This window comes from Bacillus sp. FSL W8-0102, assembly GCF_038007225.1.
GTDB classification, from domain to species: Bacteria; Bacillota; Bacilli; order Bacillales; family DSM-4216; genus Bacillus_O; species Bacillus_O smithii.
The window spans coordinates 2,022,194-2,048,692 of sequence record NZ_JBBOWT010000001.1 but is presented as its reverse complement, the minus strand read 5'-3'; the positions used below and the strand labels follow the sequence as shown (position 1 = coordinate 2,048,692).

The following is a 26,499-nucleotide window of genomic DNA, read 5'->3' as shown; positions in this document are numbered from 1 at the left end:
AAAATGAAATTCGCAAAAAATGTGTTTGAACTTATTGGGAATACACCGTTAGTTGAAATCACTTCTTATCCCTTGCCTGAAGGTGTACGCCTGTTTGCCAAACTTGAATATCTCAATCCAGGCGGAAGTGTAAAAGATCGTCTCGGGCAATATTTGTTGAAGCGTGCGTTCCAAGAAGGTAAACTAAAAAAAGGTTGGACCATTATTGAACCGACTGCTGGAAACACTGGAATTGGTCTCGCTCTCGCAGCTATTCAATTTGGTGTACAAGCAATATTTGTCGTACCTGAGAAATTCAGTATAGAAAAGCAAACATTGATGAGAGCTCTCGGAGCAAAAGTGATCAATACACCTACGTCTCTTGGAATAGAAGGGGCAATTGAGAAAGCGAAAGAATTGTTGGAAACAACGCCTAATTCTTTTTATCCGGGGCAGTTTCAAAATTTTTCCAATCCTGATACGTATTATGAAAGCCTCGGTCCTGAAATATACGATGCTTTAGACGGCCATGTTGATGTGTTTGTTGCGGGCGCCGGTTCAGGCGGCACTTTTATGGGAACGGCTCGTTATTTAAAAGAAAAAAATCCTCAAATAAAAACGGTGATTGTGGAGCCGGAGGGCTCGATACTAAATGGCGGAGAACCCGGAAGCCATCGTACGGAAGGAATCGGCATGGAATTTCTCCCGCCGTTTATCGATAAAAAGTACTTCGATGCCATTCATACGATTCCTGATGAGGACGCCTTTTTCCGTTTGGCCGAAGTAGCTCGGAAAGAAGGATTGCTTGTAGGAAGCTCTTCAGGTGCAGCGCTTGAAGCCAGTCTGAAAGAAGCGGAAATAGCGAAACCAGGGACCAATATTGTCACCATTTTTCCAGACAGCAGTGAGCGTTATTTAAGTAGTGGAATTTATTCATTTTCAAACAATGAATAAAAGATTTTCATTTATTTTCTTTTAAAGGAGTTTTAACATGCGTAAGAAAACAAAATTTATTCACGGTGGTATTAGTCGTGATCCGTATACTGGTGCGGTTTCGACGCCTATTTATCAAGTGAGCACATACAAACAAGATGGAGTAGGTAATTTTAAATATGAATACTCCAGAACGGGAAACCCGACTCGTGAAGCGTTGGAAAAATTAATTGCCGATATTGAAGAAGGAACGTATGGATTTGCGTTCAGTTCTGGAATGGCGGCCATTACCGCAGCCATTCAATTGTTTTCCGCCGGCGACCACGTCATTGCTACAGATGATGTGTACGGTGGAACGTTCCGCGTCATGACGAAAGTGTTAAATCGTTTCAACATCGATGTTACTTTTGTGGATACAAGTAATCTGGATGCAGTGAAAGAAGCGATTCAACCGAATACGAAAGCGATTTATGTAGAAACGCCAACCAATCCGCTTTTGAAAATCACCGATTTGAAAGCCATTAGTAAAATTGCGAAAGAACATCAATTAACGTTTATCGTAGACAATACATTCAGCACTCCTTATTGGCAAAATCCATTGACGCTTGGGGCTGATATCGTCGTTCACAGCGCAACCAAATATCTTGGAGGACATAGTGATGTCGTCGCCGGACTGATTGTTGTAAAAGATGAAAAACTGGCAGAAGATATTCATTTTATTCAGAATTCAACAGGTGGAATTCTTGGACCACAAGACAGCTGGCTTCTGATGCGCGGCATCAAAACATTAGGTGTCCGCATGGAGGAAATCGAACAGAACACCAAAAGAATCGTGGAATTTTTACAAAACCATCCACAAGTTGAAAAAGTGTACTATCCGGGTCTTGAAACCCATCCAGGACACGAAATTCACCGTTCACAATCTGCCGGATTTGGCGGAATGATTTCCTTTACTGTAGAATCTCAAGAAAAAGCGCTGGATGTATTGAAAAAGACACGCTACTTTACGTTGGCTGAAAGTCTTGGGGCAGTAGAAAGTTTAATTTCGATTCCTTCACTTATGACGCATGCCTCGATTCCACGCGAACGTCGCCTTGAACTCGGCATTGAAGATGGATTGATCCGCATTTCAGTCGGAATTGAAGACATCGAGGATTTGCTTGAAGATCTAGAAGCTGCATTACAATAAAGGTCTATGAGTTCCGTTAAAAAATTGAGGTTAATATCCCTTGCTTACTGGCAAGGGATATTTTCTTTCAAACGATTTTTTAGTGTTTTTTCCAAATGGAAATTTCGAATTCAGTTAAAATGAAAGTCGACACATGTAAATGCAATCTCGAAAGCTTATCCAATATACTAAGAAACGCTTTCTGCAATCGTCTCTTTGAAAAATCCGACCTACTTAACTTCAAGCAAATTCTAGATTTCTTCCCTCATCCTGAAACCTTCTTTTTTTATAAATAGATATAGGACGCGTTTCAATCCTCTAAACATTAGTTATCATTCTCTGTTTTCTAAAATTTTGGGTCAATCCGAGAATTCCTTCTATATTTTTTGAATTAGGCAGCACATTATACGAGAAGTAAGGGATAAATATGAAGGACAAGACGGAAGACAGAAAAAATTCATATTTTGTTTCACTATAAAATATAAATAATTACAAAAGTATGGATGCTCTCCTAATAAAAAACGAGTAGAATGCTTAGGAGAATAAAATCACTTTTTGATAATGAAGGCTTTGACATTTTCGGAGGTTTCATCAATTGACGGCCTGTTTTGAAAACGTTTCCTTATATCTATCTTGAAAGAAAGCACTGTACAACAATGACCGAAAAGACAAATGCCTGCGTGTACAGGAATGAATGTTTATTGCTCGAATGTCACACTGTTATAGCCTCTCATCCTGTGACCTATCTTCTGCCATTATTAAATGGGCTCATCCAAATCCATAGCGATTCAGAAGTATTTACTTTATTGCCAAAAATGTAGAGAAAATCAGAAATACACAAGTCTTTCATTATAAGGGGGAAATGATGATGAAAGCAGCGAAAATTATTCATCATAAAAAACCGTTGGAAATTCAAACTGTGTCGGATCCTAAACCAGGGCCAGAAGACGCGGTGATTAAAATCGAAGCGTGTGGAGTATGCCGCAGTGACTGGCATGCTTGGCAAGGCGATTGGTCGTGGATTGGTTTGTCTCCGGAATTACCCATTACTCCTGGGCATGAATTTGGAGGGATAGTGGAAGAAGTCGGGAAGGATGTGAAGTCATTTCGCCCGGGAGATCGTGTCACCGTTCCGTTCCATTCTGCCTGTGGGCGATGTGAATACTGCAAAAAAGGGGTGCCGAATTTATGCGAGGATCTTCAAATTTACGGATTGGTGTCTGGACTTGAAGGCGGATATGCGGAATATATTTTAATTCGCAACGCGGATTTTAACCTGATCAGGCTCCCTGACAATGTAGACAGTTTGACAGCGGCTGCAGTGGGCTGCCGTTACATGACAGGCTATCACGGTATCGTAAGAGGCAATGTCAAGCCTGGTGATTGGGTCGCTGTACATGGAGCAGGAGGGGTCGGACTTTCTGCCATTCAGGTGGCTAATGCTTTAGGGGCACAAGTCATTGCAGTCGATATTGATGATCAAAAACTTGAAATTGCTAAGCAGGAAGGCGCTGTTGTCACAGTCAATGCCAGAAAAGAAAACGTTTCTGAAGCAATAAAAGAAGTAACAAAAGGCGGTGCCCATGTCGGACTGGATGCTTTAGGGATTAAAGATACCGTGTTAAATTCGGTTTTGTCTCTTAGAAAAGGAGGAAGACATGTTCAAGTAGGGTTAACTACCTCAGAAGAAGGAGGTTTTGTTTCGCTTCCTGTTGACCTCATTACTGCAGCTGAAATTGAATTTGTCGGAAGCCTCGGAAATCCTCATCCAGACTACCGAGGATTACTGAGCTTGATTTCTTCCGGACGACTGAATCCGAAACGATTGATCGAACGGGAAGTCCACTTGAAAGAGGTAAACACGGTATTTGACAATATGACACAATATAAAACAAAAGGATTTAACGTCATCACTAGCTTTCGTTGATGAAAAAACCCTTCCGGATAGCGTTCCGGAAGGGTATTTAGATCGTGATGATCTTTTGCCAGTGTTCTATTGAGCTATAAAGCGACAGACTATATTAAATTGAATCCGTATCTGATCTTTTTACTATGACTTTTATTGCTGATCTGATTTCCAGTTGAATTAAAAAGGAATTTTGTTGAGGAATATCGAATCTGTCAAGCAGGAATTTGAATGGTTATAATGGAACATTTTGCACAAATGTTGTTGGATGAACCAGCATCAAATGATACAAAGGGGGTGTATTCCCGGCTGCTAAAATCGTCGTCGTGTACTTTTCGATGGAAGGAATAGTAAATGACAGATGTCATCAACAAACGACGAGCCTCGTTAGTACAAGGAAAATCCGACCTGATCCTAAAGCGGCGGCAGGCGATGTTTGCTGGTTCTATCGCCATATTCGAATTTTTACGATTTTAGCAGCTTGGAATGAAAAAATGGGTGAAAGGTTTAAAGGAAGAGTAGCTATTGTGACAGGGGGAAGCCGCGGAATTGGAAGAGCGATCGCTGAGCTCTTTGCCGAAGAAGGAGCAAAAGTAGCCATTATGGATTTGAATGAAGAAGCGTTAAGTCAAACGGCTGCTGAATTAAAAGCAAAAGGATTTGACATTTATACGAGAGTGGCAAATGTCACTGATGCATCGCAGGTGGAAGACTTTACGAAAAAAACAGTCGACACGTTTGGCTCGATTGATATTCTTGTCAATAACGCAGGAGTGATTCGGGATAACCTGCTTTTCAAAATGACAGACTCTGATTGGGAAACCGTGATGGATGTTCATTTAAAGGGATCCTTTCATTGCGCTCGTGCTGTTCAAAAATATATGGTAGAGAAACGATATGGTCGCATCATCAACATTTCGTCCACTTCGGCTCTCGGAAACCGAGGTCAGGCCAATTATGCCGCAGCAAAAGCGGGACTGCAAGGGTTTACAAAAACATTGGCTATTGAACTTGGAAAATTTGGGATTACGACTAATGCGGTAGCTCCTGGATTTATCGAAACAGATATGACAAAAGAGACAGCAAGACGACTTGGTTTATCATTTGAGGAATTTGTTCATCACAGCGTTTCACAAATACCGGTTGGAAGAAGCGGAAAGCCTTTCGACATTGCGCATGCTGTCGCTTTCTTTGCAGACGAGAATTCTTCCTTTATCAACGGCCAAGTTTTATATGTAGCGGGAGGTCCAAAAAATTGAGAGGAAGGAGCGACTTTAAATGTTTGCGGAACAAATCGGAAAATATTCTGAAAAGGTGAAGAATAAAATTGAAAGAAGCGTTGTCAAAAAATTTGCAGAAGCCATAGGCGATCCAAATCCAATCTATTGGGATGAGGAAACTGGAAAAAAATCTAGATATAAAAACAATATCGCTCCGCCAACGTTTCCAAAGGTCTTGGATTACGGTGTGGTGGACGGATTGAAACTTCCAAGCAAAGGGCTTATTCACGGAGAGCAGACTTTTCATTATGAGCGGCCTCTTTTTGTTGAAGAAGAAATTTATTGCTACTCGAAAGTGGAAAAGTACTATGAGAAAAAAGGAAGCAACGATCAGTTAGGATTTTTGGTTATAAAAGGCTACGGAGAAGAACCGTCCGGTGAAATCATTTTTACTACCACACAAACTATCATCATAACTGAAACAGTCAGAAAGGCGATGATCGAATGAAAGAGCTCATAAAATTGCAGGTGGGAGATTCACTGGAAGAGGTACAGCTTCCTCCCGTTACGCGGCTTGATTTAATTAAATATGCCGGGGCTTCCGGAGATTACAATCCTATTCATACCATTGATGAAGAAGCGAAAAAAGCCGGTTTGCCGGGAATTATCGCACACGGTATGTGGACAATGGGAAATCTCGCAAAGCTTTTTACTCCTTATTATGAAGATGGGTTTATACAAGATTATTCGGTCCGGTTTAAAAGAATGGTCTTTCTTAACGATATTATTACTTTAAAAGCTACTCTAAAAGAAAAAAATGAGAATCAACTGCGTTTTCATGTTCAAGCTATAAATCAAAACGGGCAGGAAGTGGTAAAAGGAGAAGTTGTATTTTCTCAGTATTAAACATACTAAAGGGCTGATATTTAAGAGTTTTTAAACTGCGAATAGGCCTCCCTTTTTACTGCGGTTCATTTTTGAGAGCCGAGAAGAATCGTGAAGAGAGATGCTGAAATGGGGGACAAGCAGAGAATTCATGATGTGATCTGAATTATACTTGCAACAAAAAATACGAATTTTCACATTATCATTTCTATTTTTATGTTAAAATGTTAGAAAATTTCATTTTAACAGATGATTAGCAGATAAATAGTGGAGGACGATCATGCTTAGACTTCCAATTGACGATCGAACTTATCTCAAATTACTCGAAGAACAGGATGCCGAACCATTATTTAACCTCACGGATTCTTGCAGAACATACCTTAGAGAATGGCTTCCTTGGGTTGACTCGACCAAAGCGGTAGAAGATACGATTTCTTTCATTGAGTCGTCAAAGAAAAAATTTGCTTCAAAAAATGGAATGGATGCAGGTATTTGGTACAACGGTCAGTTGGCGGGGATAATCGGATTACATTTTATTGATTGGACCAACAAGAAAACAAGCATAGGATATTGGTTAGGAGAACCATTTCAAGGCCGTGGTTTGATGACCAAAGCATGTATAGCCATGATCCATCATATTTTCAACGACTTACAATTAAACAGAGTAGAAATAAGATGTGCAGTTTTGAATTCCAAAAGTCGAGCCATCCCAGAAAGATTAGGTTTTTCTAAGGAAGGGACGATCAGGGAGGCTGAATGGCTTTATGACCATTTTGTAGACCACATCGTTTATAGCATGTTAGCCAGAGAATGGAAAACGCAAGAGAAAGATCCGTTTAAACAGTCGATTATCTAACTCTTGAAAAGTCTAAACTTTCCCGAAACTATCAATTGTGATGGGATCGATATTGATAATCTAAAGGATGAGAATTTTCTTACTGTGAATCCACAGTAACCTTGCTTAAAAATTTGGTTTCGCTTCTTAAGAAAGGTAGATTGTCGTGAAGATTAGAAAATTGAATTCAAACGAAGCCCCTCCAATGGATTTACTATTGTTAGCAGATCCTTCCAAAGAATTTGTCGAGGGATATCTAAAAAGAGGTCAATGCTTTGTAGCAGAAGATAATGGACAAATCATCGGAGTCTATATATTATTGCCTACAAGACTAGGAACAGTTGAGTTAGTCAATATGGCCGTTAAAAAAGAGAAACAAGGAATGGGATTGGAAAAGAGTTAGACCAGCATGCTGTACAACATGCGAAAAATCAAGGATATAAAACTATGGAAATAGGTACCGGAAATTCAAGTATAGCACCACTTATCCTTTGTCAAAAATGTGGCTTTAGAATAACAGGAATAGATAGGGATTTCTTCATTCGACATTATTCTGAGGAAATATTTGAAAACGGTATACAATGCAAAGATATGATACGTTTATCAAAAGATCTGTGATGTCTATGTGAGCTGTTAGGAAGATAATAAAGGTCAGCATAGCCTTTAATGAAAATCATAGCAACACAAAATGACCGTTAACGAGAGGAAACGGTTATTCCATAAAAATAGCTGCACTCTAGCAGCTATTTTCAACATGTTTGTTTTTTGGAAATAAAAGAACGGTAGGTTCGTGATATGAAAAAAGCAATGATGATCAAACGGTGACTGCTTGTCCAATACGAGTCGCTTCTGGTACTTCCACGAGACGACCGCTTTTCACGTCATAAATAAATCCGTAGATCGGAATGTAATTTGGCACGAGAGGGTGAGAACGAATGCGTTCAACATCGTCGATGACACTTTGTTTTAGATTACGGATCGGCAAAAATTCTATGTACTCGCCTTCTTTCGAACCGGGGCCTCTTCCTACATCTTTCCAATTTTGTCCGTCAAATTCAGCTGTTTCCAGGCTGTTGGAGAGCAATTGGCGGATCACGTCATTGGTAAATGTCTCCATCCCACAATCGGTATGATGAATCACGAACCATTCTCTTGTTCCTAACAGTTTATATGAGATAATGAGGGAACGAATGGCATCGTCACTTGCCCGACCTCCGGCATTTCGGATCACATGAGCATCACCCTCTGCTAGTCCTGCAAACTTAGCCGGATCAAGACGGGCGTCCATGCAAGTCAGAATGGCAAAACGACGCTTTGGCGGCAGCGGCAAATGGGCTTTATCGCCGAAATGAGCAGAGTATTCTTCGTTGGCGGCCAATACTTCATTTAAAATGTCACTCATTTTCCAACACCCTTTCTTTCGAAACTTCATAAATCATATCTGTTTACTATGATTATATCCAATCGCCGCGTGACCGTCAATTTATTTTTAGAATATTTAGATTTTTATTTTCGGTTTTCTATAAAAAGCGATCATTATTTTCAATAGAATCTATAAAGAGATTTATCCTTATTTTATGAACAGGAATTAGGATCCTTTTTGCGTAATAAAACAAATATAAACGATCTTTTTTGGAGGTGCTGAAGTGACAATTGGTCAAGAGTACTTAAAGGTTGTTCGTGAACGTTTTTTGGATATGAAGAAAACAGCAGAGAGAGCGATGGAACAATTGTCCGAAGATGAACTTTTTTACTGTTTTAACGAAGAATCCAATAGTATTGGCATGATTGTTAAACATATGAACGGCAACATGATTTCGCGCTGGACCGACTTTTTTGCTTCAGACGGAGAAAAACCAAATCGAAATCGCGATGATGAATTTACCAACGATCTAAAAAGCAGGGAAGAACTTCTTGATCACTGGGAAAAAGGATGGCAAATTTTTTTAAAAACTTTATATGAAATCGACGAAAAAGATCTTTTAAAAACCATCACGATCCGGAATGAGCCTCATACTGTCATCCAAGCTATCGAAAGGCAAATGTACCACTATTCTTATCACATCGGACAGATCGTCTATATTGCAAAACAAATAAAATCTACAGACTGGAAAACGTTAACGATACCAAGGAGGAAGCAGTAGAGTAGCACCATTTTTGGAATGAATGAAGCTGTTAAAATGATTTTTTAAACCAGATTACGATACTGGCTTTTAGGAATTTCTTTTAATGGGGCGAAAGGGGGACTCGATTTGAATTCAGGGAAATCATCTGAGTAACCGTTATGTATTTAGGGAAAATTGTGGAGGCATCGGTTGTTGATCATATTTACAAAGAACCACTTCATCCTTATACGCAAACCCTTGTTTCTTCTATACCTACAGTTTTGAAAGAAGAAAAGCGAAAACGAATTTTTTTAGAAGGGGAGATTCCAAATCCTTCGTCCACTATAAAAGGTTGCTCTTTTCAAAGCCGTTGCTCATTTGCGTATGATAGATGCAAAGTTGAACAGCCAAAGCTAATCAATCTTGATAATGAACGAATGGTTCGTTGTCATTTATATTCTTAAGAAGGTGTGTACAACATGACATTAACCATAACAGAAACCGATCGAGTCGCTTTTGTCATTCCGATAAAGAATTTCCCTCATTTTTTCGGGGCTGACTAGGGAGCTTCCGCTTTTTATCGCTAATAAAACTTGAAACGAATATATTTTTAGAAAATTTTAAAAATAAAATTGACATTTATGGATTTTGGGAGTAAATTTTATATAAAATTAAACCTATATATTTAGTTGGATAAGTAAAGTCTTTCATATTTTTCGTATTTGCCGATTAGTCAACTAAAGGCATCTTCTTCTTTCTAAGAAGCAAAGAAGATAGATGCCTTTTTTTGAAAATTTTTATCAAAATGAATTGGGAAGGGAGAAATGATGATGTCAAACGAAAGAAAGCTCCAGCCTGAAACATTAGCTGTGCATGCAGGGCAAGTTCCAGATCCTACTACTTTATCTAGGGCAGTACCGATTTATCAAACAAGCTCGTTTGTATTTAATGACAGTCAACATGCTGCCGACTTGTTTGGCTTAAAAGAAGAAGGTTTTGTCTACACAAGAATTATTAATCCTACGACTGATGTATTTGAAAAACGAATTGCTGCTCTTGAAGGCGGTGTGGGAGCGCTTGCTCTTGCATCTGGGCAAGCATCTGTCTTTTATTCCATCTTAAATATTGCGTCTGTCGGAGATGAAATTGTTTCTTCATCAAGTCTTTATGGGGGAACGTATAATTTGTTTTCTCATACACTGCCTAGCTTTGGAATTACCGTTAAATTTGTGGATCCTGCCGATCCGAAAAACTTTGAAAAAGCGATTACGAGCAAAACAAAAGCAGTGTTTGCCGAAACGATTGGCAATCCAAAAGGGGACGTATTGGATATCGAAGCCGTTGCGGAAATTGCCCATCATCATTCGATTCCACTCATTGTGGATAACACCATCCCCAGCCCATACTTGCTTCGTCCAATTGACTTTGGGGCAGATATTGTTGTGCATTCTGCCACAAAATTTATCGGAGGGCATGGAAATGCAATCGGCGGCGTTATTGTCGACAGCGGAAAGTTTGACTGGAAAAAGAGCGGAAAGTTCCCGGGATTAACCGATCCGGATCCAAGCTACCACGGCCTAATCTACACAGAAGAAGCCGGAGAAGCGGCCTATATTACAAAAGCACGCGTAAAACTGCTTAGAGATCTTGGTGCGCCTTTGTCGCCATTCAACTCATTCCTATTTTTGCAAGGACTTGAAACTTTACATTTGCGTTTAGAACGCCATAGCCAAAATGCTTTGGAGGTAGCGAAGTTTTTAGAAAAAGAAGAAGCTGTTAAATCAGTAAGTTATCCTGGGTTGGAAAGCCATCCTTCTTATGAATTAGCGAAAAAGTATTTGCCAAAAGGCCAAGGTGTCGTCTTAACATTTGAAATTAAAGGCGGCGTTGAAGCAGGGAAAAAATTGATTGATTCCGTTCAGCTATTTTCTCACTTAGCCAATATTGGTGATTCCAAATCTTTAATTATTCATCCGGCCAGCACAACGCATCAGCAATTAAGCAGCGAGGAACAATTAGATACCGGCGTTACACCTGGACTTATTCGTTTATCTGTAGGTACAGAGGCAATTGACGATATTCTGTATGATCTAAAGCAAGCCATTAAAGCCAGTCAAGAAGTAACTTCCTTTGTGAAGTAAACTCTTTTTTATCGAATCCCCCTCTTAGTTTAATATATTTGTTTTGAGCTCAATCAAATGACGATTGAGCTTTTTTTGGTGCGACGAGCATATCAATCCAATAGTCTGCCATGTGCCAAACCCTAGAATGGGATTGTTTTATCTGCAAGAAAAAGCCATTTAGATCAGTACTTCCAATGAATTAATAGATTTTTTCTATTAATTGTATAAATCTTTCTATCACCGGAAGTCTTGCCATTTCGCGATTTTTGGTGGTAGGATAAATCACAATAATAAAACCTATTATTTCTACCAATTAACTAAGAATAAACAAGGAGAAAGGTAGCGAAAATGAGAAAACTTTATTTATTGGTCTTATTCACGGTTTTATTTGCTATTTTAGTAGGTTGCGGCAAAAACGAAGCCCTTGTCAATGGAAAAGAATCAAAAGGTACAACTGAAAAGAAAACAGTAACATTAAAGATTGGAGCTTCATCGACACCACATGCGGAAATTCTTGAATTTATTAAACCAAAGCTAGAAAAAGAAGGTGTAAAGCTTGACATTAAAATCATTAACGATGGCATTCTGACAAATGAACAGACAGCAAATGGCGAGTTGGATGCAAACTATTTCCAGCATGCTCCATTTTTAAAACAGACAAACAAAGATAGCGGTTTAAATCTCGTGAAAGTTGTCGGTGTTCACATCGAGCCGTTTGGCGTTTATTCGAAAAAAATCAAATCGATTGACGAACTGCCAAAAGGGGCAAAGATAGCCATTCCAAAGGATCCTGTTAACTTCTCTCGCGCTTTGCAATTGTTTGCCGCCAACGGACTGATTGAATTAAATGAATCTTCAAATACAAACAAAGATTATACCGTGCAAGACATAAAGAAAAATGAGAAAAAACTTCAATTTATTCCAGTTGATGGTCCGCTTCTGGTGCGTTCACTGGACGATGTCGAGGCGGCCGCCATTAATACAAACTACGCTTTGGAGGCGGGGCTTAAACCAAAAAAAGATGCTCTGATCATAGAGGGAGATAAGTCCCCGTATGTCAACATTTTAGTAGCTCGTCCAGACAATAAGGATTCAGATGCGATTCAAAAACTTGCAAAAGCATTAACAAGTCCAGAAGTAAAGAAGTTTATTGAAGATAAATATGATGGAGCTGTTGTTCCGGCATTTTAAGGCAGGGGGAGTAAAGTGATTGAGTTTCGCAATATATCGAAAATTTTCAAAAATGAAAATCGAACGATCGAAGCGTTAAAAAATATCAATTTGACGATTAAGAAAGGGGACATTTTCGGCGTTATTGGCTTTAGTGGAGCGGGGAAAAGTACATTGATTCGAATGGTTAATTTGCTGGAAAAGCCCACCTCCGGACAAATTTTAGTCGATGGCCAAGATTTTTCGAAGTTATCAGAAAAAGAGTTGCGTCAAGCGAAAAAAAAGATCGGAATGATTTTTCAGCAATTTAATTTATTGGGGTCCAAAACCGTTTTTGACAATGTCGCAATGCCTCTTAAGCTTAGTAAAACACCTAAATCAGTGATTGCAAAGCGCGTTCATGAATTATTAAATTTTGTCGGTCTTTCTGATAAGGCGAACAGCTATCCGAATCAGTTATCAGGCGGTCAAAAGCAGCGTGTAGGCATCGCTCGTGCATTGGCTACAAATCCATCGATTCTCCTTTGTGATGAACCGACTTCGGCACTGGACCCGCAAACAACGACGTCGATTTTGCAGCTTTTAAAACGAGTAAATCAGAAATACAACGTGACGATTTTGATTATTACACACGAAATGGAAGTGATTAAGCAAATATGTGATCGTGTTGCCGTGATGCAAGACGGCGAGATCATCGAAGAAGGCACGATTTTAGATATTTTTTCCAACCCAAAAACCGAGACAGCACGCAATTTTGTTCATTCGGTTTTAAGAGACGAGATACCGCCTAGTATTTTTAATATGATTCAATCCAGCGATACATTTAGCAAAGTTTACAATATCGAATTTATTGGAGAAAGTTCCGGAAAGCCTATTTTATCGCAAGTGGCAAAATCATTCGCAGTGGATGTGAACATTTTGTTTGGCAGTATCAATGAGCTACAGGGAGTTCCATTTGGCAATTTGATCGTTGAGTTGCAGGGCGAAAAAGAAGAAATTTCTCGAGCCTATGATTTTATCGTTCAGCAAAAAGTGATAGTGAATGAGGTGATTCGCAATGGAAGTTAGTCCGGAGTTAATTTTACAGGCATGCTGGGAGACGTTGTACATGGTTAGCGTGTCGCTCGTATTTGGAGCATTAATTGGTTTGCCTCTTGGGATTTTATTAGTCGTCACTCGAAAAGGTCATATTTTAGAGAATACGTTTATATTTTCCGTTTTAAATCCGATTGTCAATATTTTACGGTCGATTCCGTTCATTATTTTGCTCGTTGCGATCATTCCGTTTACGAGATTTTTGGTCGGTACGGCGATTGGGACAACGGCAGCCATAGTTCCGCTTGTCCTTCATATCGGACCGTACATGTCGCGGCTGATTGAAAATTCTCTCCTGGAAGTGGATAAAGGAATTATTGAAAGCGCACAAGCGATGGGCGCCGCTCCATTGCAAATTATTTTCCGCTTTCTGTTGCCGGAGGCGCTTCCTTCTATTGTTTTAAGCATTACAACAGCCACGATTGGCCTCATCGGTGCTACGGCGATGGCAGGAGCAGTGGGCGGCGGCGGTTTAGGTGACTTGGCGATTACCTATGGTTATCAGCGCTTCAGCACAATCACCATTGTGGTCACGGTTGTGATACTGGTTTTGCTTGTGCAGATCATACAATCACTGGGGAATTTTATCGAGCGAAAAATGAGAAAGATGTAGTCAGTATGTAAATAAGAGAGAAGGAGGAAAGATGGTGAAAAAAGCCTTTATTTCGATTCTTGTTTTTATTTTGTTCCTTAGTTTGGGAGGGTGCGGAAAAACAACGGTAAGTGAAACGAAAGACAAAAAAATTAAGGTTGGTATTCGCAGTTCTGAATTACGTACGTGGGAATTCATAAAAAAGAAAGCGAAAAAGGAAGGGTTGGATCTTGAATTGGTTAATTTTAACGCCTCTGTTGACCCCAATCAGGCTTTAGCTGAAGGTGATATTGATGTCAATGCGTTTCAGCATATTGCCTATTTAACGAGCTTTAATGAAAAAAACGGTACAGATATTGTCCCGATCGGAACGACGATTATTGCACCGTTAGGTCTTTATTCAAAGAAATACGAATCTCTTGATGAGCTGCCCAAAAAGGCCAAAATCGCAGTGCCAAATGATGCATCGAACTGGGGGCGTGCCTTGTTATTATTGCAAGAAGCAAAGCTGATCAAAGTAGAGGACAATTTTGATGGAAATGGCGGAGTGGACAAAATCAAAGAAAATCCAAAAAACATTAAGATTATTCCCGTTGATGGGGCAAATACTCCGCGAGTCATGGATGACGTTGATGCATCTATTATTAACAACGGTGTAGCGGTAGAAGCAGGATTGTATTTGAAAGATGCGCTCATTCATGAAAGCAAAACGGCTAAGCCTTATATCAACGTGATTGCGGCGCGGAAAGAAGACGCCAACCGCCCTGAGTTAAAGAAACTAGTCAAAATTTATCAAACAGATGAAGTGGCGAATTTCATTAAGAAAACTTATAAAGGCAACTACATTCCAACGTTTATTTCGTTAAAAGAATTAAAAACATTTAAAGACGCTTACAAAAACTAAAAGGAATTTCATAACTTTGGGGGAGATAAAATTGGCAAAGAAAAAGCAGATTAAATTGGCTGCTTATTTACTGTAGATGAGCAAATTCGCTAACATAAATTTACAACCAAACAAAAAAGAAGACATGAACCCGATTCCTTGGTTAGAATAGATGTGCCACAACTACTCACAAGGGGGTTCATGTCTCATGAATAGATTAGCACATCACCTAGGAATCCACAAGTTTTTGACGATGTTGGGGTTGGCACTTTATTTCTCAAAACCTGTCATGAAGCATCTCGTTCATATCGTGGATGCGATGATTACAAAGGGCTTTTCGGGAACACTGACCGATCTACATCACGGGAGTTTTCATCCGAACCATCGCACGACACTCAGCCATTTTTTCACGAAAAGCCCATGGGAAGAAGAGACGTTGCTTCGCAAACTCCAGCAGTGGGTGCTTCATCGTGTCGAACGCAGCTCGAAACGAGAGAATCAACCCATTTTTGTTTCGATCGATGATACGATTTGCCAAAAAACGAAGCCCTCGTCACGGGCAACACACGCCATTCAAGGGTGTGATTGGCACTATTCTCACGCAGAGAAAAAGTCGATCTGGGGACATTCTCTCGTTTGGCTCATGGTTCATACGATGACCCAAGCGTTTCCTTTTGCCTTTCGCCTCTACGACAAGACGGCGGGGAAAAGCAAAGGGGAACTCGCGATCGAGATGCTTTCTTCGTTGGATGTGAGTCGACCCGTTTATGTGCTCATGGACTCTTGGTATCCATCGAAAACCCTCGTGGGAGCCTGCTTGAAAAAAGGGTTCCACGTCATCGCGATGCTCAAGACGAATCGGATTCTCTATCCAAAAGGGACGGCCATTCAAGCAAAGGAATTTGCCAAATCTATGGAGCCACGGGATACCCGCCTCGTCACGGTGGGAAAAGAGCGTTATCGGGTGTATCGCTACGAAGGTGCTCTGAACGGTCTCAAGGATGCCGTGGTGCTGCTCGCATGGAAAGCCGATCAGCCGATGACACCGAAACATCTTCATTGCGTCTTGAGCACCGATCGCGAGCTAAGCGATGAAGACATCTTGTGCTACTATGCCGAGCGTTGGTCGATCGAATGTTTTTTCCGTCAAGCGAAAGACCAGCTGAAACTCGATGGATACCGCGTTCGCGGGCGTCGGGCGGTGAAACGGTATTGGATCTTGGTGCAACTTGCGTATGTGTACAGCATGTTCGAGTCGAACAGTGATGTTTCGGATGGGCTCGATCTCCTGCGCAAGAGAAAAGGACATAGCCTCGTGGAGTTCATTTATCGTGCAGCAAAACAAAATATTCCCATTGATGCCGTGAAAAAACAGCTCCACGTGGCATAAGGGGTACCCCGTTTGTCTCTTTTTCGTATGGTAATCATTGTTAATAAAAATGCTCATCTACAGTAATATTTTAGGAGGGGTTATATGTTTAAGTTTAAAAAACTAGCAACTTCTATTCTATCACTAGGGATAGTATTTGCCGGGACAAGCAATGTATTTGCTGCTGAAACAAACAGTAAAGAACCTACTATTAATTGGGATAATGTTTGGGAATCAGTTGATTCTGGAACTCAACTTCCCAGTACTACTAATTTCGGTTCACAAAGTCCTGTTGATGGAGAGATATCCCTAATGGCATGGGGGGATTTGGCTAGTGGGTCAACTGCACTTTCCCTTGATTCAGGAAAGGTTAAAAGTACTGGAAAAACTAAAGGTAAAGTATTAACTACAGTTACTAGCGCTACTACATCTCTTCGATTAAGTGGTATGGGCTATATTACAGGTCCGAAAGAGACAGCTATAGCAAAATTTACTGCAACATCAGTAGTTTCAACGAATAACCCATCTGGCACCCAAACATTTGAAGGTCTAACTATACATACTGCGACAGATTCGGGTGTACTATACGAAGCACGAACGTACGACTCTAAATCTTATTAACTCAACTTTCGCACACAGAAATATTTAAGCATTGCTTGATATAATTAGGTATAGTGGCCAACCATTTATTCATTTGATTTTTAAAGATGTCCATGTTCAAAGAAACCTCGGCTTCCGCCAAAGTTTGGAAAAGGTCAATAAGTGATTGAAGGGCAGTAATAAAATCTATGTCTTTTACATCTTCGCAAAGGATGTAAAAAAGGTTGCCAATCGTCTTAGGATCCTCCTCTTTTCGCATTTGCCAAGCAATGAGAATATATCGTGTAAAAACAATGGTTGTATGGCTAATTAACATGTCGTAGGAACGTCCTTGGAATTCTTTCTCTAAATTTAAAAGGGATTTATTGCATTTGAAGAAGACTTCAATGTCCCAACGCATGCCGTAAATACGAATGATCTCTTCATTTTCTAATGTTGTATCTGTGCTGAGAATGGCAAGCCATTCGCTCCGTTTATTACGGTTTCGTACAAATAGAATTTTTACTGGAATTCCATTGTCTAAAGTAGCATAAACGGATCCGCGAATGTCTTTTTTACCCATGTGAGGTTTTGCCAATTTGTAAAGTTGATTCAGTGTGAAACGTTCACCATTGTAAACGTATCGCTGCTTTAATTGCTTCACCAAGCCAATGACAAATAACCCTTTGTTCGTAATCTTCTCAATTAAAGGCGCTTGTGTAAACCAGGAATCCATGAGAACATAGTCAGCTATAATCCCTTTTTCAAGCGCATGATCAAGTAAAGCTGAAGCCACGTCCGGTTTTGATTTCAGAGCTTCCTGGCGACGCTTATAGCCAGATGTTCGTTTATCAATATTGGTATTGATTTCTTGCAGGCGATTTTCCTTTTTCGGTGAACTTAGAAGAGCAAAATCAACGGGAATAAAAGTAAAACTATCGGTCCAGCCAAGGGTAAGCATTTGAAACCCTTTCAAGTACTGATGGGTAGAGTGATCAAAAACCTTAGCCAACAGTTCAACCGACTTACTACGGTTTCTTGAAAAGACAGAATCATCAATCACAAAAGCTGTGACACGATCTTTTGAAGTTAATGGTTGAAGCAGACGGATCATTTCACTGCTTAATGAAAGCAGAAACTTTCTCCAATGATAGGTTGGTGTATTTAAAAAGCGATAGACTGTATCCTTTCCGGGCAGATCCTGAGATCGTTTACTCATAAAAGCACGAAACCAGTTCTTATATTGGAAGACTAAAAGAAAAATCCGTTTGAAAACAGTAAGACAAGAATACCCGGAAAGTTTCGTAATATTCGCTTTTCTTAAATGATATCCAATATTTAATTCGGAGAATCCTTGTTTAATTTCTTTTGGTAATTGCGCAAAGTAGTCTTTATTCGTTATCATAGTGGTGACACCTTTCTTTTGGATTTGGTTTCGTCACCAATATTTTACCAAAAGAATAGGTGTCTTTCTTTATGTTTTAAAAAATGTCAAATGATAATTTTGTACTTCCCAAAACCATTTACATCAAGCATTTAAACAAGATTTTGGACTGCGAAAGCTGAGTTATTAAGAATAAAATAAGGGCTATGTAAGTTGCATTTACATAGCCCTTATCATCAATTAAACATCGTTTTGAATTTAAGGAGTAATTATAAGGTGAGAACTAAATTTTTTTATTTGACTATATTAATCTTTACTTTATTTATAATAAGCAGTTGTTCTAATAATAGTACTAAAGGTTCCTCTGATATACAAATAAGTAATGAGTTTAAATTATTACTGTAGTTGAGCAATTTTAATTACAATAATTACCATGTAAAAGAGACAAACAGGGTACCCCTTATGCCACGTGGAGCTGTTTTTTCACGGTATCAATGGGAATATTTTGTTTCGCTGCACGGTAAATGAACTCCACGAGGCTATGTCCTTTTCTCTTGCGCAGAAGATCGAGCCCATCAGAAAAATCGCTGTTCGACTCGAACATGCTGTACACGTAAGCAAGCTGCACCAAGATCCAGTAGCGTTTCACCGCCCGACGTCCGCGAACGCGGTATCCATCGAGTTTCAGCTGGTCTTTCGCTTGACGGAAAAAACATTCGATCGACCAACGCTGGGCATAGTAGCGCAAGATCTCTTCATCGCTTAGATCCCGGTCGGTGCTCAAGACGCAGTGAAGATGTTCCGATGTCATCGGCTGATCGGCTTTCCAAGCGAGCAGCACCACGGCATCATCGAGACCTTTGAGAGAGCCTTCGTAGCGATAAACCCGATAACGCTCTTCTCCCACCGTGACGAGGTGAGTGTCTTTCGGTTCGATGTAGCGGGCAAACTCCCTCACCTGAACCGCAATGCCTTTTGGATAAAGAAGCCGATTGGCCTTGAGCATTGCGATTACGTGGAATCCCTTTTTCAGACAAGCTTCCACGAGCGTTTGCGATGGATACCAAGAGTCCATCAGCACATAAACAGGACGGTGTACATCCAAAGAAGAAAGCATCTCGATCGCGAGTTCCCCCTTGCTTTTCCCAGCCGCCTTGTCGTAGAGGCGGAACGCAAAGGGAAAAGCCTGGGTCATCGTATGAACCATGAGCCAAACGAGAGAATGTCCCCAGATCGACTTTTTCTCTGTGTGAGAATAGTGCCAATCACACCCTTGAATGGCGTGCGTTGCCTGTGACGAAGGCTTGGTTTTTTGGCAAATCGTATCATCGATCGAAACAAAAAGGGGTTGATTCTCCTGTTTGGCGATGCGTTCGACACGACGAAGCATCCACTGTTGAAGTTTGCGAAGCAGCGTCTCTTCATCCCAAGGGCTTTTCGTGAAAAAATGGCTGAGTGTCGTGCGGTGGTTCGGATGAAAGCTCCAATGATGAAGATCGGTCAATGTTCCCGCAAATCCTTTGGTGGTCAGCGCATCCACGATATGAACGAGATGCTTCATGACAGGTTTTGAAAAATAAAGTGCCAACCCCAACATCGTGAAAAACTTGTGGATTCCTTGATGATGTGCTAATCTATTCATGAGACATGAACCTCCTTGTGAATAGTTTTGGTGACACATCTATTCTAATCAAGGAATCGGGTTCATGTCTCTTTTTTTGTTTGGTTGTAAATTTATGTTAGCGAATTTGCTCATCTATAGTTATTAGATGCATCAGAAGATGTCTTAGATGATTCAGAAAAGTATTCCCAAGTAAAAGCTTTTATTCCGAATGAAAATAATATCGAATATCTAAATATAAAAGGTGATAAATACTCATATATTAAAATAAAAAACACTGAGTCAGTTATTAAAGGAAAAATTATTTTAGAAAATAATACTGATAGTAATATGAAGATTAAAAGTTTTTTCATACAAGGGAATAAAATTGCAAAAGTAAAAACTAGTAAATCTAAAGAGTGGAAATCCTCTGTTTTATATGATGTTGAGCCTAAATCATCAGTAGAAATTAGTATTGATATTCAATGGGATAAAGAAGGAGAAAAAGAAATAACATTTTTTCCGTTAGATTATACAAGCCCTAATGATCGATATAATGGCGGGAACTTAAGTACTGTTCGATATTTTGTTTTAGACGATGATATTAATATAAATAAGGATATGTTGGCTAAACAATCTTTTCAATTAGAAACTGAAATCAATGAAGTTCAGAACTTTGAAACATCGAATTTGGAGAAAAATGCATATTCTAATTCTTGTTTGGCTTATTATATCTTTTTTAATTTTTGTTATACTGTTTTCGACAACATCTTTTATACAAAATCATTTATGGACAATTTATATAATAATCTACTATTTCCTTTTCTTTATAAATCTTCTTGTTTTATCCATTGTTAATAACTTAATTTCAAAGAATATTGTTATTAAGAAAAAATTAACATTAACATGGATTATTTCTACACTTATAATAATATTAATTTTATTTTTTGTTCCTAATTTTTAATGTTTTGTAGGTCACAGAGATACTATATAATAATGTTTTATTAAGAAGGGGGTCTTAGAAAAGTCCCCTTTTTAGTTTCATCACAATTTCGGTACAACTTATTTAATTATATGGTTTACTTTACAGGGAAGATATAAGTAAGTTGAATAAAAGATAGAGAATTAAGTTCGAAGGGAAAGGATGTCATATTCAAAAACACCGAAAACTCAGTAATAGCAAAGGTTTTGATGTTATCACAAAATGAATTATAGAAATTAATTGCTGCATCCGAAGAAAAAACTGGTACAAAAAAATTTAATAAAAATAGCATGACCTCTTCATATATATTCTTTAAAATTAATTGTGAATCGTTACTATGTTTACCGCCCCAGAAGAACTTTTCTTCCCTTTTTTGTCAATCGCGTTCCAGGAACTATCACCAGCCATCTTCCAAAAAACATTTTTCGGTCCTCCGAATGATAACTATTTACAAAAATATTGCATTTTAGTACAGGTTTCCTATCATGATGGTTAAAGTATGTTGTTTTTAGTAGTTCTAAATCAGCCTTTTTATCATTTGTGAAAGCCTGTGTTTCTTCGTAATCTCGTATTGAATAGGAAGTTTTCTTAATTCTTCTCGATTTTTAAGTCGTTCGATTAAATCTGTTCTAGAATATTTTTTCCGTTCAAATTTAAAATCGTGATGCTGGATAGATGGTTTACATTTTTTATTTGGTAAAAGCAATTCAGGTGGTTCTAGTGAAGAATGAATTTCGTTTATTTGTTCTGATACATTTTCTATATACTCTTCAAGAGGATCTAATTCTTTCTTTTTAACTTCCTTTTCCTCTGATACATCTACGTTTGCTAAAATATCCTCAAATAATCCAAAAGTTGTTTCCATTTTTATTCCTCCTATTAAAAAAATAAAAAACCGCAAAATCCTTGTAGGACTTCACGGTTTTCGTTTCTTCTATTTAACTTTATATATATTATAACTTCTGTATACACACATTCTAAGAGGAAAAGTATACTTTTTTTATCTTTTTTTCTTTAATTTACAGTATCTACAACCACATTTTTGCCTTTAGTAGATACATACACTTCAAAAGCTTTATCATAGTCGTATTTGTTACCAATTCTAGGAACAATTTTCACTTTGTATTCGTGATCTGCTGGCAAAATTTTTGAAACATTAAATTCAGTTCCTAAAATAGCACGTTTAAAGCTATAAGGACTCGTATTCTCCTTTTGAATTTTTACGTTCTAATTCTAATCGGTAACGGTCAGTTCCATCAATCTTATCCCAAGTGATTTCATCTGTCGCTTTGTTGTAAGTAATGTTATACGGTAAATTGGTTTTATTATTTACTGCTTTTTCTTCTTTTGTAGGAGCGGTATTAGCGGTTTTATTTTCTTCCTTTTCCTCTAACTCATTGGATAGTCCTGTAACAATTACTTCTTGTCCTTTATTTGAAACAAATAATTCTTTCGCTTGATCTTCTTCATAAGAGAATCCAATTCGAGGAATGATTGAAATTTTGTAATTATCTTTATCTCTTAAATATGAAAGTTCAAATTCTGCTTTAGATACAGTTTTAGGAGTTCTATATTGCTCTAGATTTCCGTTTTCATCGATTATTTCTACTTGTACACGGTAACGGTTAGTACCTGCAAAGTCTTCCCAAACAATTTTGTTATCATTTTTATCGAATTCAATTCCTTCTGGTAGTTCATTTTTTGTTTGATCAATTTCAGATTTTTGTTCCTCTTCAGTAGGTTTAATTACATCATTTTTCGTATGATCTTCCTCTTTTTGATTTGAAAGAACTAATGAATTACCTTTCGAAGAAGCGAATAACTCTACAGCTTTATCTTCTTCGTATTTAAAGCCAACACGAGGAATAATAGAAATTTTGTATTCTTCATTCTTAGCTAAACGTGCGTGGGATAAATTATATTCTGTTGGCCAGTCCTTTCTTGGTCCTGAATGGGAGGCAATACGCGCGAAGAACGAGAAAATTCAAGCAATCCCTCGTCTTTAGGAGGAAAGTTCTTTATGCTTAATACACGACTTATCAATATGAGTGCAGAGAAACAGCATTGCTTGATGGAGTGGTGGAACGCAACGGAGTCTGCCAAGCCAGTGGTACAACGTTTAGTCTCATTGGTAAGTGAACTTCGTTTACATCCTGAATCCAGCAATGTAGATGGGATGATTCTTTTTTATAGGGCTGCTTCCGAAATTTCATATGGTTATGCAGGTATGCGCGGATGTTTACGCCGAGCTTTTGCAGGTGAATACAACGAAGCTCTTCGGAAGAATATGATAATGTGTCAAGGGTTTGCCCGTAAATTTTCTGTTGATACGAAAGTTCTTCTTGAACGTGTGGCCAAGCAAATCTCTGGACCAAACGCTTTGCAATTGATCCATCGAATACGCGAGACGTTAGTGGAAAATGATGCGATGCTAAATGAAATAGAGAAAAGAGCTCGTGCTTTCTATGAAGAGAGGGATCGCTGACAAAACGGGGCCAATGTATACAAAAGATAAAAAATTAAAACATTTCACAAAATATTAAATGGAAGTCTCTAAATAAAATCTAATGATCATGTCCAAAAAGATACAATGACTCAAAGGGCCGATTTTTATTGATCGTACATTTTCATTCACGTTTCTCAATCAAACTTGGACGGAAAACATCCGCCCTTTTTTATTGTTTAAAATTCGGATTCCAAAGCCAGACTGATAAGTCCCTTCCACAGTCTTATCCTTATAGGTTGTCCGGCAACCAAAACAAGAAATCCATAATGTCGTCATTACTGGTTTAACGACTTCTCAATGCGATCCACTCCACTACTACAAGAATGAGTGGAAAACTAGGATTTAATACAAATCTATTATCAGGCGCTATAGCTGCCTTTGGATTAAAAGGACCTTATAGTGCATATTATGATGCTGATCAAATTCATGCCATTTCTCTAGCCACTTTGCATGGAGAATTTGCAACGGTTTTGACTACTGAAGAACTAATCGATTTTATTGAAAAATCCCATTCCATGAACTAAGCTAAGAGTGAAAACATCGTCCAAACAAGCAATCCGTCTGGCGATACAGGAATTCTTGATTGAAATACTCGTGAAGCAATCCAAATTTGTCAAGAACAATTATTGAAAAACGGAAATTTCGTAGTATATATAGATGTAGACTTTAAATGGAAAGGCTATGGATTCATGGATGAGAAAAAACGTACCGTTACAGAAGATTCAAAATATATTCAGCAGCATTTAGCTAACGAACGAACATTTTTGGCATGGATTCGAACTGCGATTGCAATTATGGGAATCGGTTTTCTTATTCTAAACTTGCATATCAAATCGGCTACTCAATCTTTATCCAATATGACTGTGCAAATCATCGGTCTATTATCGGTCTTAACAGGCGTATGTACGATCCTTTTTTCGACTATCAGCTATTTTCAAAAAGCGAAACAAATTAATGAACAAACGTTTCGGCCTTCTCGTTCTCTTATTTTGTTTTTAGCAATGTTAATGTTACTTGTCACTTTCTTGTTCGGTTATTATTTCTTTGTTTCGTTAATAGGAAAATAAATGATCGCTCGAATCCTCATTTGCCTATCATTAGAAGATAGAACAAGTCGATATGGCTTATATCCTATTTGACAAATGCCATTTTCTGTGCTATCTAAACTATTGATTAGCACTCAATATATGAGAGTGCTAATTTTGATCATAAAGCGATAAGGACATTCTTTACATATAGGAATTTTGTTCGTGGAAAGGAGAGTCTTTATGGCGAAAAAGCAGTTTAAGGCAGAATCGAAAAGACTGTTGGAAATGATGATCCACTCGATTTATTCACAAAAAGAAATCTTTTTAAGAGAGCTCATTTCCAATGCCAGTGACGCCATTGACAAAATCTATTACAAAGCGCTGACAGATGATTCGCTCACTTTTGACAAAGACAATTACTATATTAAAATCATCCCCAATAAAGAAAACAGAACATTGACGATCTTGGATACCGGTATTGGAATGACAAAAGAAGAGCTTGAAAATAACCTTGGAACGATAGCGAAAAGCGGTTCTCTTGCTTTTAAAAACGAAAATGAATTGAAAGATGGCCATGAAATCATTGGTCAATTTGGGGTAGGATTTTATTCCGCTTTTATGGTCGCAGATGTAGTGACAGTCATCAGTAAAGCTTTAGGCAGCGATGAAGCATATAAATGGGAATCTCAAGGAGCGGATGGATACACCATTGAACCATGCGAGAAAGATTCAGTTGGAACCGAGATTATTTTAAAGTTGAAAGAAAATACAGAAGATGAAAATTACGATGAGTTCCTTGAAGAGTACCGCTTAAAAGAAATCATCAAAAAATACTCTGATTTCATTCGCTATCCTATCAAAATGGATGTGACGGAAAGAAAACGTAAAGAGGGCAGCGAAAACGAATTTGAAGAGTATAAAGAAGAAAAGATTATTAACAGCATGGTTCCGATTTGGAGAAAAAATAAAAGTGAATTGACGGATGAAGATTACGAGAATTTTTACCAAGAAAAACACTACGGTTTTGACAAGCCGATTAAACATATTCATATTAGCGTCGACGGTACAGTAAGATATCAAGCGATTTTATTTATTCCTGAGAAAATACCTTTTGACTACTATACAAAGGAATTCGAAAAAGGATTAGAACTGTATTCCAGCGGCGTCTTAATCATGGAAAAATGTCCTGATTTGCTTCCGGATTATTTTAGCTTTGTCAAAGGGATGGTCGACTCAGAAGATTTATCTCTCAATATATCCAGGGAAATGCTGCAGCAGGATAAACAATTAAAGTTTATCGCCAAAAACATTAAGAATAAAATTAAGAGAGAATTGGAAAGCTTATTAAAAAATGAACGAGATAAGTATGAAGCATTTTATCAATCGTTTGGCAGACAATTAAAGTTCGGAGTTTATCAAGATTTTGGAAGAGATAAAGAATTATTGCAGGATTTATTGATGTTCTACTCATCAAAAGAGAAAAAGCTGGTTACTTTAAATGAATATGTTTCAAGAATGCCGGAGGATCAAAAATATATTTACTATGCGACCGGAGAAACCATTGAACGAATTGAAAAGCTTCCACAGACGGAATTAGTAGCAGAAAAAGGGTATGAAATTCTCTATTTCACCGAAGATATCGATGAATTTGCGATCAAAATGTTAATGAAATACAAAGACAAAGAATTTAAATCGGTATCCAGCGGCGACTTGGGAATTGAAGAAGACAAAGCACAAACTGAAGCAGAAGAAAAGGAAAACAAAGAACTCTTTGATTATATGAAAGAAGTACTATCGGACAAAGTCAAAGACGTCAGAGCATCCACAAGATTAAAATCCCATCCTGTATGTTTTGCAACAGAAGGGGAAGTATCGATCGAAATGGAAAAAGTCTTTAACTCCATGCCGAACAACCAAAACATCAAAGCGGAAAAAATCTTGGAAATCAACGTCCATCACGACGTCTTCCAATCTTTAAAAGACGCTTACGCAAACGACAAAGAAAAATTAAAACTCTATACCAACTTATTGTACAATCAAGCTCTTCTCATCGAAGGCTTGCCAATCAATGATCCGGTTGAATTTTCGAACGATATTTGCAAGATTATGGTGTGATGTTAAGGAGTATGGCCATACTTTACTGTTGAAGAGATAACA

At 38.4% G+C, this 26,499-nt stretch carries 24 protein-coding genes and 2 pseudogenes; 22 read left to right on the top strand and 4 right to left on the bottom strand.

What is annotated here, in order from left to right:
• The first annotated feature begins 3 nt into the window (after positions 1-3).
• The 8 genes and pseudogenes from N1I87_RS09780 to N1I87_RS09745 all read left to right on the top strand — a co-directional run bounded on the left by N1I87_RS09780 (position 4) and on the right by N1I87_RS09745 (position 7,544).
• Positions 4-933: a PLP-dependent cysteine synthase family protein gene (locus N1I87_RS09780; RefSeq protein ID WP_341101502.1), complete on the top strand. Its 930-nt coding sequence runs from the start codon at positions 4-6 to the stop codon at positions 931-933.
• Between the two features lie 37 nt (positions 934-970).
• Positions 971-2,101, top strand: a complete 1,131-nt coding sequence (locus tag N1I87_RS09775) for a bifunctional cystathionine gamma-lyase/homocysteine desulfhydrase (RefSeq protein WP_341094535.1) — start codon at positions 971-973, stop codon at positions 2,099-2,101.
• Between the two features lie 847 nt (positions 2,102-2,948).
• A complete protein-coding gene (locus tag N1I87_RS09770; RefSeq protein ID WP_340396391.1) occupies positions 2,949-4,007 on the top strand; it encodes a zinc-dependent alcohol dehydrogenase family protein in 1,059 nt (352 codons plus the stop codon).
• A gap of 473 nt (positions 4,008-4,480) precedes the next feature.
• Positions 4,481-5,245, top strand: coding sequence for a beta-ketoacyl-ACP reductase (locus tag N1I87_RS09765; RefSeq protein ID WP_270583928.1), 765 nt, complete (start codon positions 4,481-4,483; stop codon positions 5,243-5,245).
• 19 nt (positions 5,246-5,264) lie between these two features.
• The gene (locus tag N1I87_RS09760) at positions 5,265-5,714 is read left to right on the top strand and encodes a MaoC family dehydratase N-terminal domain-containing protein (protein WP_003352844.1); all 450 of its coding nucleotides are present in this window, start codon (positions 5,265-5,267) and stop codon (positions 5,712-5,714) included.
• Complete coding sequence (locus N1I87_RS09755) at positions 5,711-6,112, top strand: MaoC family dehydratase (RefSeq protein ID WP_328202937.1); 402 nt, start codon at positions 5,711-5,713, stop codon at positions 6,110-6,112. The genes N1I87_RS09760 and N1I87_RS09755 overlap by 4 nt, the downstream gene beginning before the upstream one ends.
• Positions 6,113-6,371: 259 nt before the next feature.
• A complete protein-coding gene (locus tag N1I87_RS09750) occupies positions 6,372-6,947 on the top strand; it encodes a GNAT family N-acetyltransferase (RefSeq protein WP_341094526.1) in 576 nt (191 codons plus the stop codon).
• 145 nt (positions 6,948-7,092) lie between these two features.
• Positions 7,093-7,544: pseudogene (locus tag N1I87_RS09745) on the top strand (GNAT family N-acetyltransferase).
• A 196-nt stretch (positions 7,545-7,740) separates the two neighbouring features.
• Here N1I87_RS09745 and N1I87_RS09740 read toward each other — a convergent pair.
• Positions 7,741-8,328, bottom strand: coding sequence for a beta-class carbonic anhydrase (locus tag N1I87_RS09740; RefSeq protein WP_327797678.1), 588 nt, complete (start codon positions 8,326-8,328; stop codon positions 7,741-7,743).
• Positions 8,329-8,572: 244 nt separating this feature from the next.
• On the opposite strand from N1I87_RS09740, the gene N1I87_RS09735 reads away from it, so the two are divergent.
• From N1I87_RS09735 to N1I87_RS09695, 9 genes are all read left to right on the top strand, one after another.
• Positions 8,573-9,070 (top strand): DinB family protein, encoded by a 498-nt coding sequence (locus N1I87_RS09735; RefSeq protein WP_341101499.1) that lies wholly within the window; start codon positions 8,573-8,575, stop codon positions 9,068-9,070.
• Positions 9,071-9,210: 140 nt separating this feature from the next.
• Positions 9,211-9,495: an oligopeptide/dipeptide ABC transporter ATP-binding protein gene (locus N1I87_RS09730; protein WP_341094523.1), complete on the top strand. Its 285-nt coding sequence runs from the start codon at positions 9,211-9,213 to the stop codon at positions 9,493-9,495.
• Between the two features lie 366 nt (positions 9,496-9,861).
• The gene (locus N1I87_RS09725) at positions 9,862-11,172 is read left to right on the top strand and encodes a homocysteine synthase (RefSeq protein WP_341094521.1); all 1,311 of its coding nucleotides are present in this window, start codon (positions 9,862-9,864) and stop codon (positions 11,170-11,172) included.
• A gap of 330 nt (positions 11,173-11,502) precedes the next feature.
• Complete coding sequence (locus N1I87_RS09720) at positions 11,503-12,345, top strand: MetQ/NlpA family ABC transporter substrate-binding protein (RefSeq protein WP_341101497.1); 843 nt, start codon at positions 11,503-11,505, stop codon at positions 12,343-12,345.
• A 15-nt stretch (positions 12,346-12,360) separates the two neighbouring features.
• Positions 12,361-13,392 carry a methionine ABC transporter ATP-binding protein gene (locus N1I87_RS09715; RefSeq protein ID WP_341101496.1) on the top strand — a complete coding sequence of 344 codons (1,032 nt, stop codon included), beginning with the start codon at positions 12,361-12,363 and terminating at the stop codon, positions 13,390-13,392.
• Positions 13,382-14,032, top strand: coding sequence for a methionine ABC transporter permease (locus N1I87_RS09710; RefSeq protein WP_341101494.1), 651 nt, complete (start codon positions 13,382-13,384; stop codon positions 14,030-14,032). Before N1I87_RS09715 ends, N1I87_RS09710 begins: the two co-directional genes overlap by 11 nt.
• 31 nt (positions 14,033-14,063) lie before the next feature.
• Positions 14,064-14,915 (top strand): MetQ/NlpA family ABC transporter substrate-binding protein, encoded by an 852-nt coding sequence (locus N1I87_RS09705; protein ID WP_341101492.1) that lies wholly within the window; start codon positions 14,064-14,066, stop codon positions 14,913-14,915.
• A 187-nt stretch (positions 14,916-15,102) separates the two neighbouring features.
• Complete coding sequence (locus N1I87_RS09700) at positions 15,103-16,284, top strand: IS701 family transposase (protein WP_003353085.1); 1,182 nt, start codon at positions 15,103-15,105, stop codon at positions 16,282-16,284.
• A gap of 84 nt (positions 16,285-16,368) precedes the next feature.
• Complete coding sequence (locus N1I87_RS09695) at positions 16,369-16,884, top strand: hypothetical protein (protein ID WP_341101490.1); 516 nt, start codon at positions 16,369-16,371, stop codon at positions 16,882-16,884.
• A 1-nt stretch (position 16,885) separates the two neighbouring features.
• Here N1I87_RS09695 and N1I87_RS09690 read toward each other — a convergent pair whose 3' ends face one another.
• The gene (locus tag N1I87_RS09690) at positions 16,886-18,247 is read right to left on the bottom strand and encodes an IS4 family transposase (RefSeq protein ID WP_341100516.1); all 1,362 of its coding nucleotides are present in this window, start codon (positions 18,245-18,247) and stop codon (positions 16,886-16,888) included.
• Between the two features lie 439 nt (positions 18,248-18,686).
• Entirely contained in the window at positions 18,687-19,868 is a 1,182-nt protein-coding gene (locus N1I87_RS09685; protein ID WP_040037972.1) for an IS701 family transposase, read from the bottom strand.
• Positions 19,869-20,177: 309 nt separating this feature from the next.
• On the opposite strand from N1I87_RS09685, the gene N1I87_RS09680 reads away from it, so the two are divergent.
• Complete coding sequence (locus N1I87_RS09680) at positions 20,178-20,684, top strand: hypothetical protein (RefSeq protein ID WP_341101489.1); 507 nt, start codon at positions 20,178-20,180, stop codon at positions 20,682-20,684.
• A 641-nt stretch (positions 20,685-21,325) separates the two neighbouring features.
• Here the strand turns inward: N1I87_RS09680 and N1I87_RS09675 are convergent.
• Positions 21,326-21,673 carry a hypothetical protein gene (locus tag N1I87_RS09675; RefSeq protein ID WP_341101487.1) on the bottom strand — a complete coding sequence of 116 codons (348 nt, stop codon included), beginning with the start codon at positions 21,671-21,673 and terminating at the stop codon, positions 21,326-21,328.
• Positions 21,674-22,828: 1,155 nt separating this feature from the next.
• Here N1I87_RS09675 and N1I87_RS09670 point away from each other — a divergent pair.
• The 4 genes and pseudogenes from N1I87_RS09670 (at position 22,829) to htpG (ending at position 26,457) form a co-directional block, all read left to right on the top strand.
• A complete protein-coding gene (locus N1I87_RS09670; protein ID WP_341101485.1) occupies positions 22,829-23,293 on the top strand; it encodes a hypothetical protein in 465 nt (154 codons plus the stop codon).
• 277 nt (positions 23,294-23,570) lie between these two features.
• Positions 23,571-23,838, top strand: a pseudogene (locus N1I87_RS09665) (amidase); the annotation flags it as partial.
• 165 nt (positions 23,839-24,003) lie between these two features.
• Positions 24,004-24,381, top strand: coding sequence for a YidH family protein (locus N1I87_RS09660; RefSeq protein ID WP_341101484.1), 378 nt, complete (start codon positions 24,004-24,006; stop codon positions 24,379-24,381).
• Between the two features lie 201 nt (positions 24,382-24,582).
• Positions 24,583-26,457, top strand: coding sequence for a molecular chaperone HtpG (htpG, locus tag N1I87_RS09655; RefSeq protein ID WP_003352854.1), 1,875 nt, complete (start codon positions 24,583-24,585; stop codon positions 26,455-26,457).
• The last annotated feature ends 42 nt before the right edge of the window (positions 26,458-26,499 follow it).

Coding starts and splice junctions, on each gene's coding strand:
- N1I87_RS09780 (WP_341101502.1), top strand. CDS start 4: ATGAAATTCGCAAAAAATGTGTTTGAACTTATTGGGAATACACCGTTA.
- N1I87_RS09775 (WP_341094535.1), top strand. CDS start 971: ATGCGTAAGAAAACAAAATTTATTCACGGTGGTATTAGTCGTGATCCG.
- N1I87_RS09770 (WP_340396391.1), top strand. CDS start 2,949: ATGAAAGCAGCGAAAATTATTCATCATAAAAAACCGTTGGAAATTCAA.
- N1I87_RS09765 (WP_270583928.1), top strand. CDS start 4,481: ATGGGTGAAAGGTTTAAAGGAAGAGTAGCTATTGTGACAGGGGGAAGC.
- N1I87_RS09760 (WP_003352844.1), top strand. CDS start 5,265: ATGTTTGCGGAACAAATCGGAAAATATTCTGAAAAGGTGAAGAATAAA.
- N1I87_RS09755 (WP_328202937.1), top strand. CDS start 5,711: ATGAAAGAGCTCATAAAATTGCAGGTGGGAGATTCACTGGAAGAGGTA.
- N1I87_RS09750 (WP_341094526.1), top strand. CDS start 6,372: ATGCTTAGACTTCCAATTGACGATCGAACTTATCTCAAATTACTCGAA.
- N1I87_RS09740 (WP_327797678.1), bottom strand. CDS start 8,328: ATGAGTGACATTTTAAATGAAGTATTGGCCGCCAACGAAGAATACTCT.
- N1I87_RS09730 (WP_341094523.1), top strand. CDS start 9,211: ATGTATTTAGGGAAAATTGTGGAGGCATCGGTTGTTGATCATATTTAC.
- N1I87_RS09725 (WP_341094521.1), top strand. CDS start 9,862: ATGTCAAACGAAAGAAAGCTCCAGCCTGAAACATTAGCTGTGCATGCA.
- N1I87_RS09720 (WP_341101497.1), top strand. CDS start 11,503: ATGAGAAAACTTTATTTATTGGTCTTATTCACGGTTTTATTTGCTATT.
- N1I87_RS09710 (WP_341101494.1), top strand. CDS start 13,382: ATGGAAGTTAGTCCGGAGTTAATTTTACAGGCATGCTGGGAGACGTTG.
- N1I87_RS09705 (WP_341101492.1), top strand. CDS start 14,064: ATGGTGAAAAAAGCCTTTATTTCGATTCTTGTTTTTATTTTGTTCCTT.
- N1I87_RS09700 (WP_003353085.1), top strand. CDS start 15,103: ATGAATAGATTAGCACATCACCTAGGAATCCACAAGTTTTTGACGATG.
- N1I87_RS09695 (WP_341101490.1), top strand. CDS start 16,369: ATGTTTAAGTTTAAAAAACTAGCAACTTCTATTCTATCACTAGGGATA.
- N1I87_RS09690 (WP_341100516.1), bottom strand. CDS start 18,247: ATGATAACGAATAAAGACTACTTTGCGCAATTACCAAAAGAAATTAAA.
- N1I87_RS09685 (WP_040037972.1), bottom strand. CDS start 19,868: ATGAATAGATTAGCACATCATCAAGGAATCCACAAGTTTTTCACGATG.
- N1I87_RS09680 (WP_341101489.1), top strand. CDS start 20,178: ATGAAGATTAAAAGTTTTTTCATACAAGGGAATAAAATTGCAAAAGTA.
- N1I87_RS09675 (WP_341101487.1), bottom strand. CDS start 21,673: ATGGAAACAACTTTTGGATTATTTGAGGATATTTTAGCAAACGTAGAT.
- N1I87_RS09670 (WP_341101485.1), top strand. CDS start 22,829: ATGCTTAATACACGACTTATCAATATGAGTGCAGAGAAACAGCATTGC.
- N1I87_RS09660 (WP_341101484.1), top strand. CDS start 24,004: ATGGATGAGAAAAAACGTACCGTTACAGAAGATTCAAAATATATTCAG.
- htpG (WP_003352854.1), top strand. CDS start 24,583: ATGGCGAAAAAGCAGTTTAAGGCAGAATCGAAAAGACTGTTGGAAATG.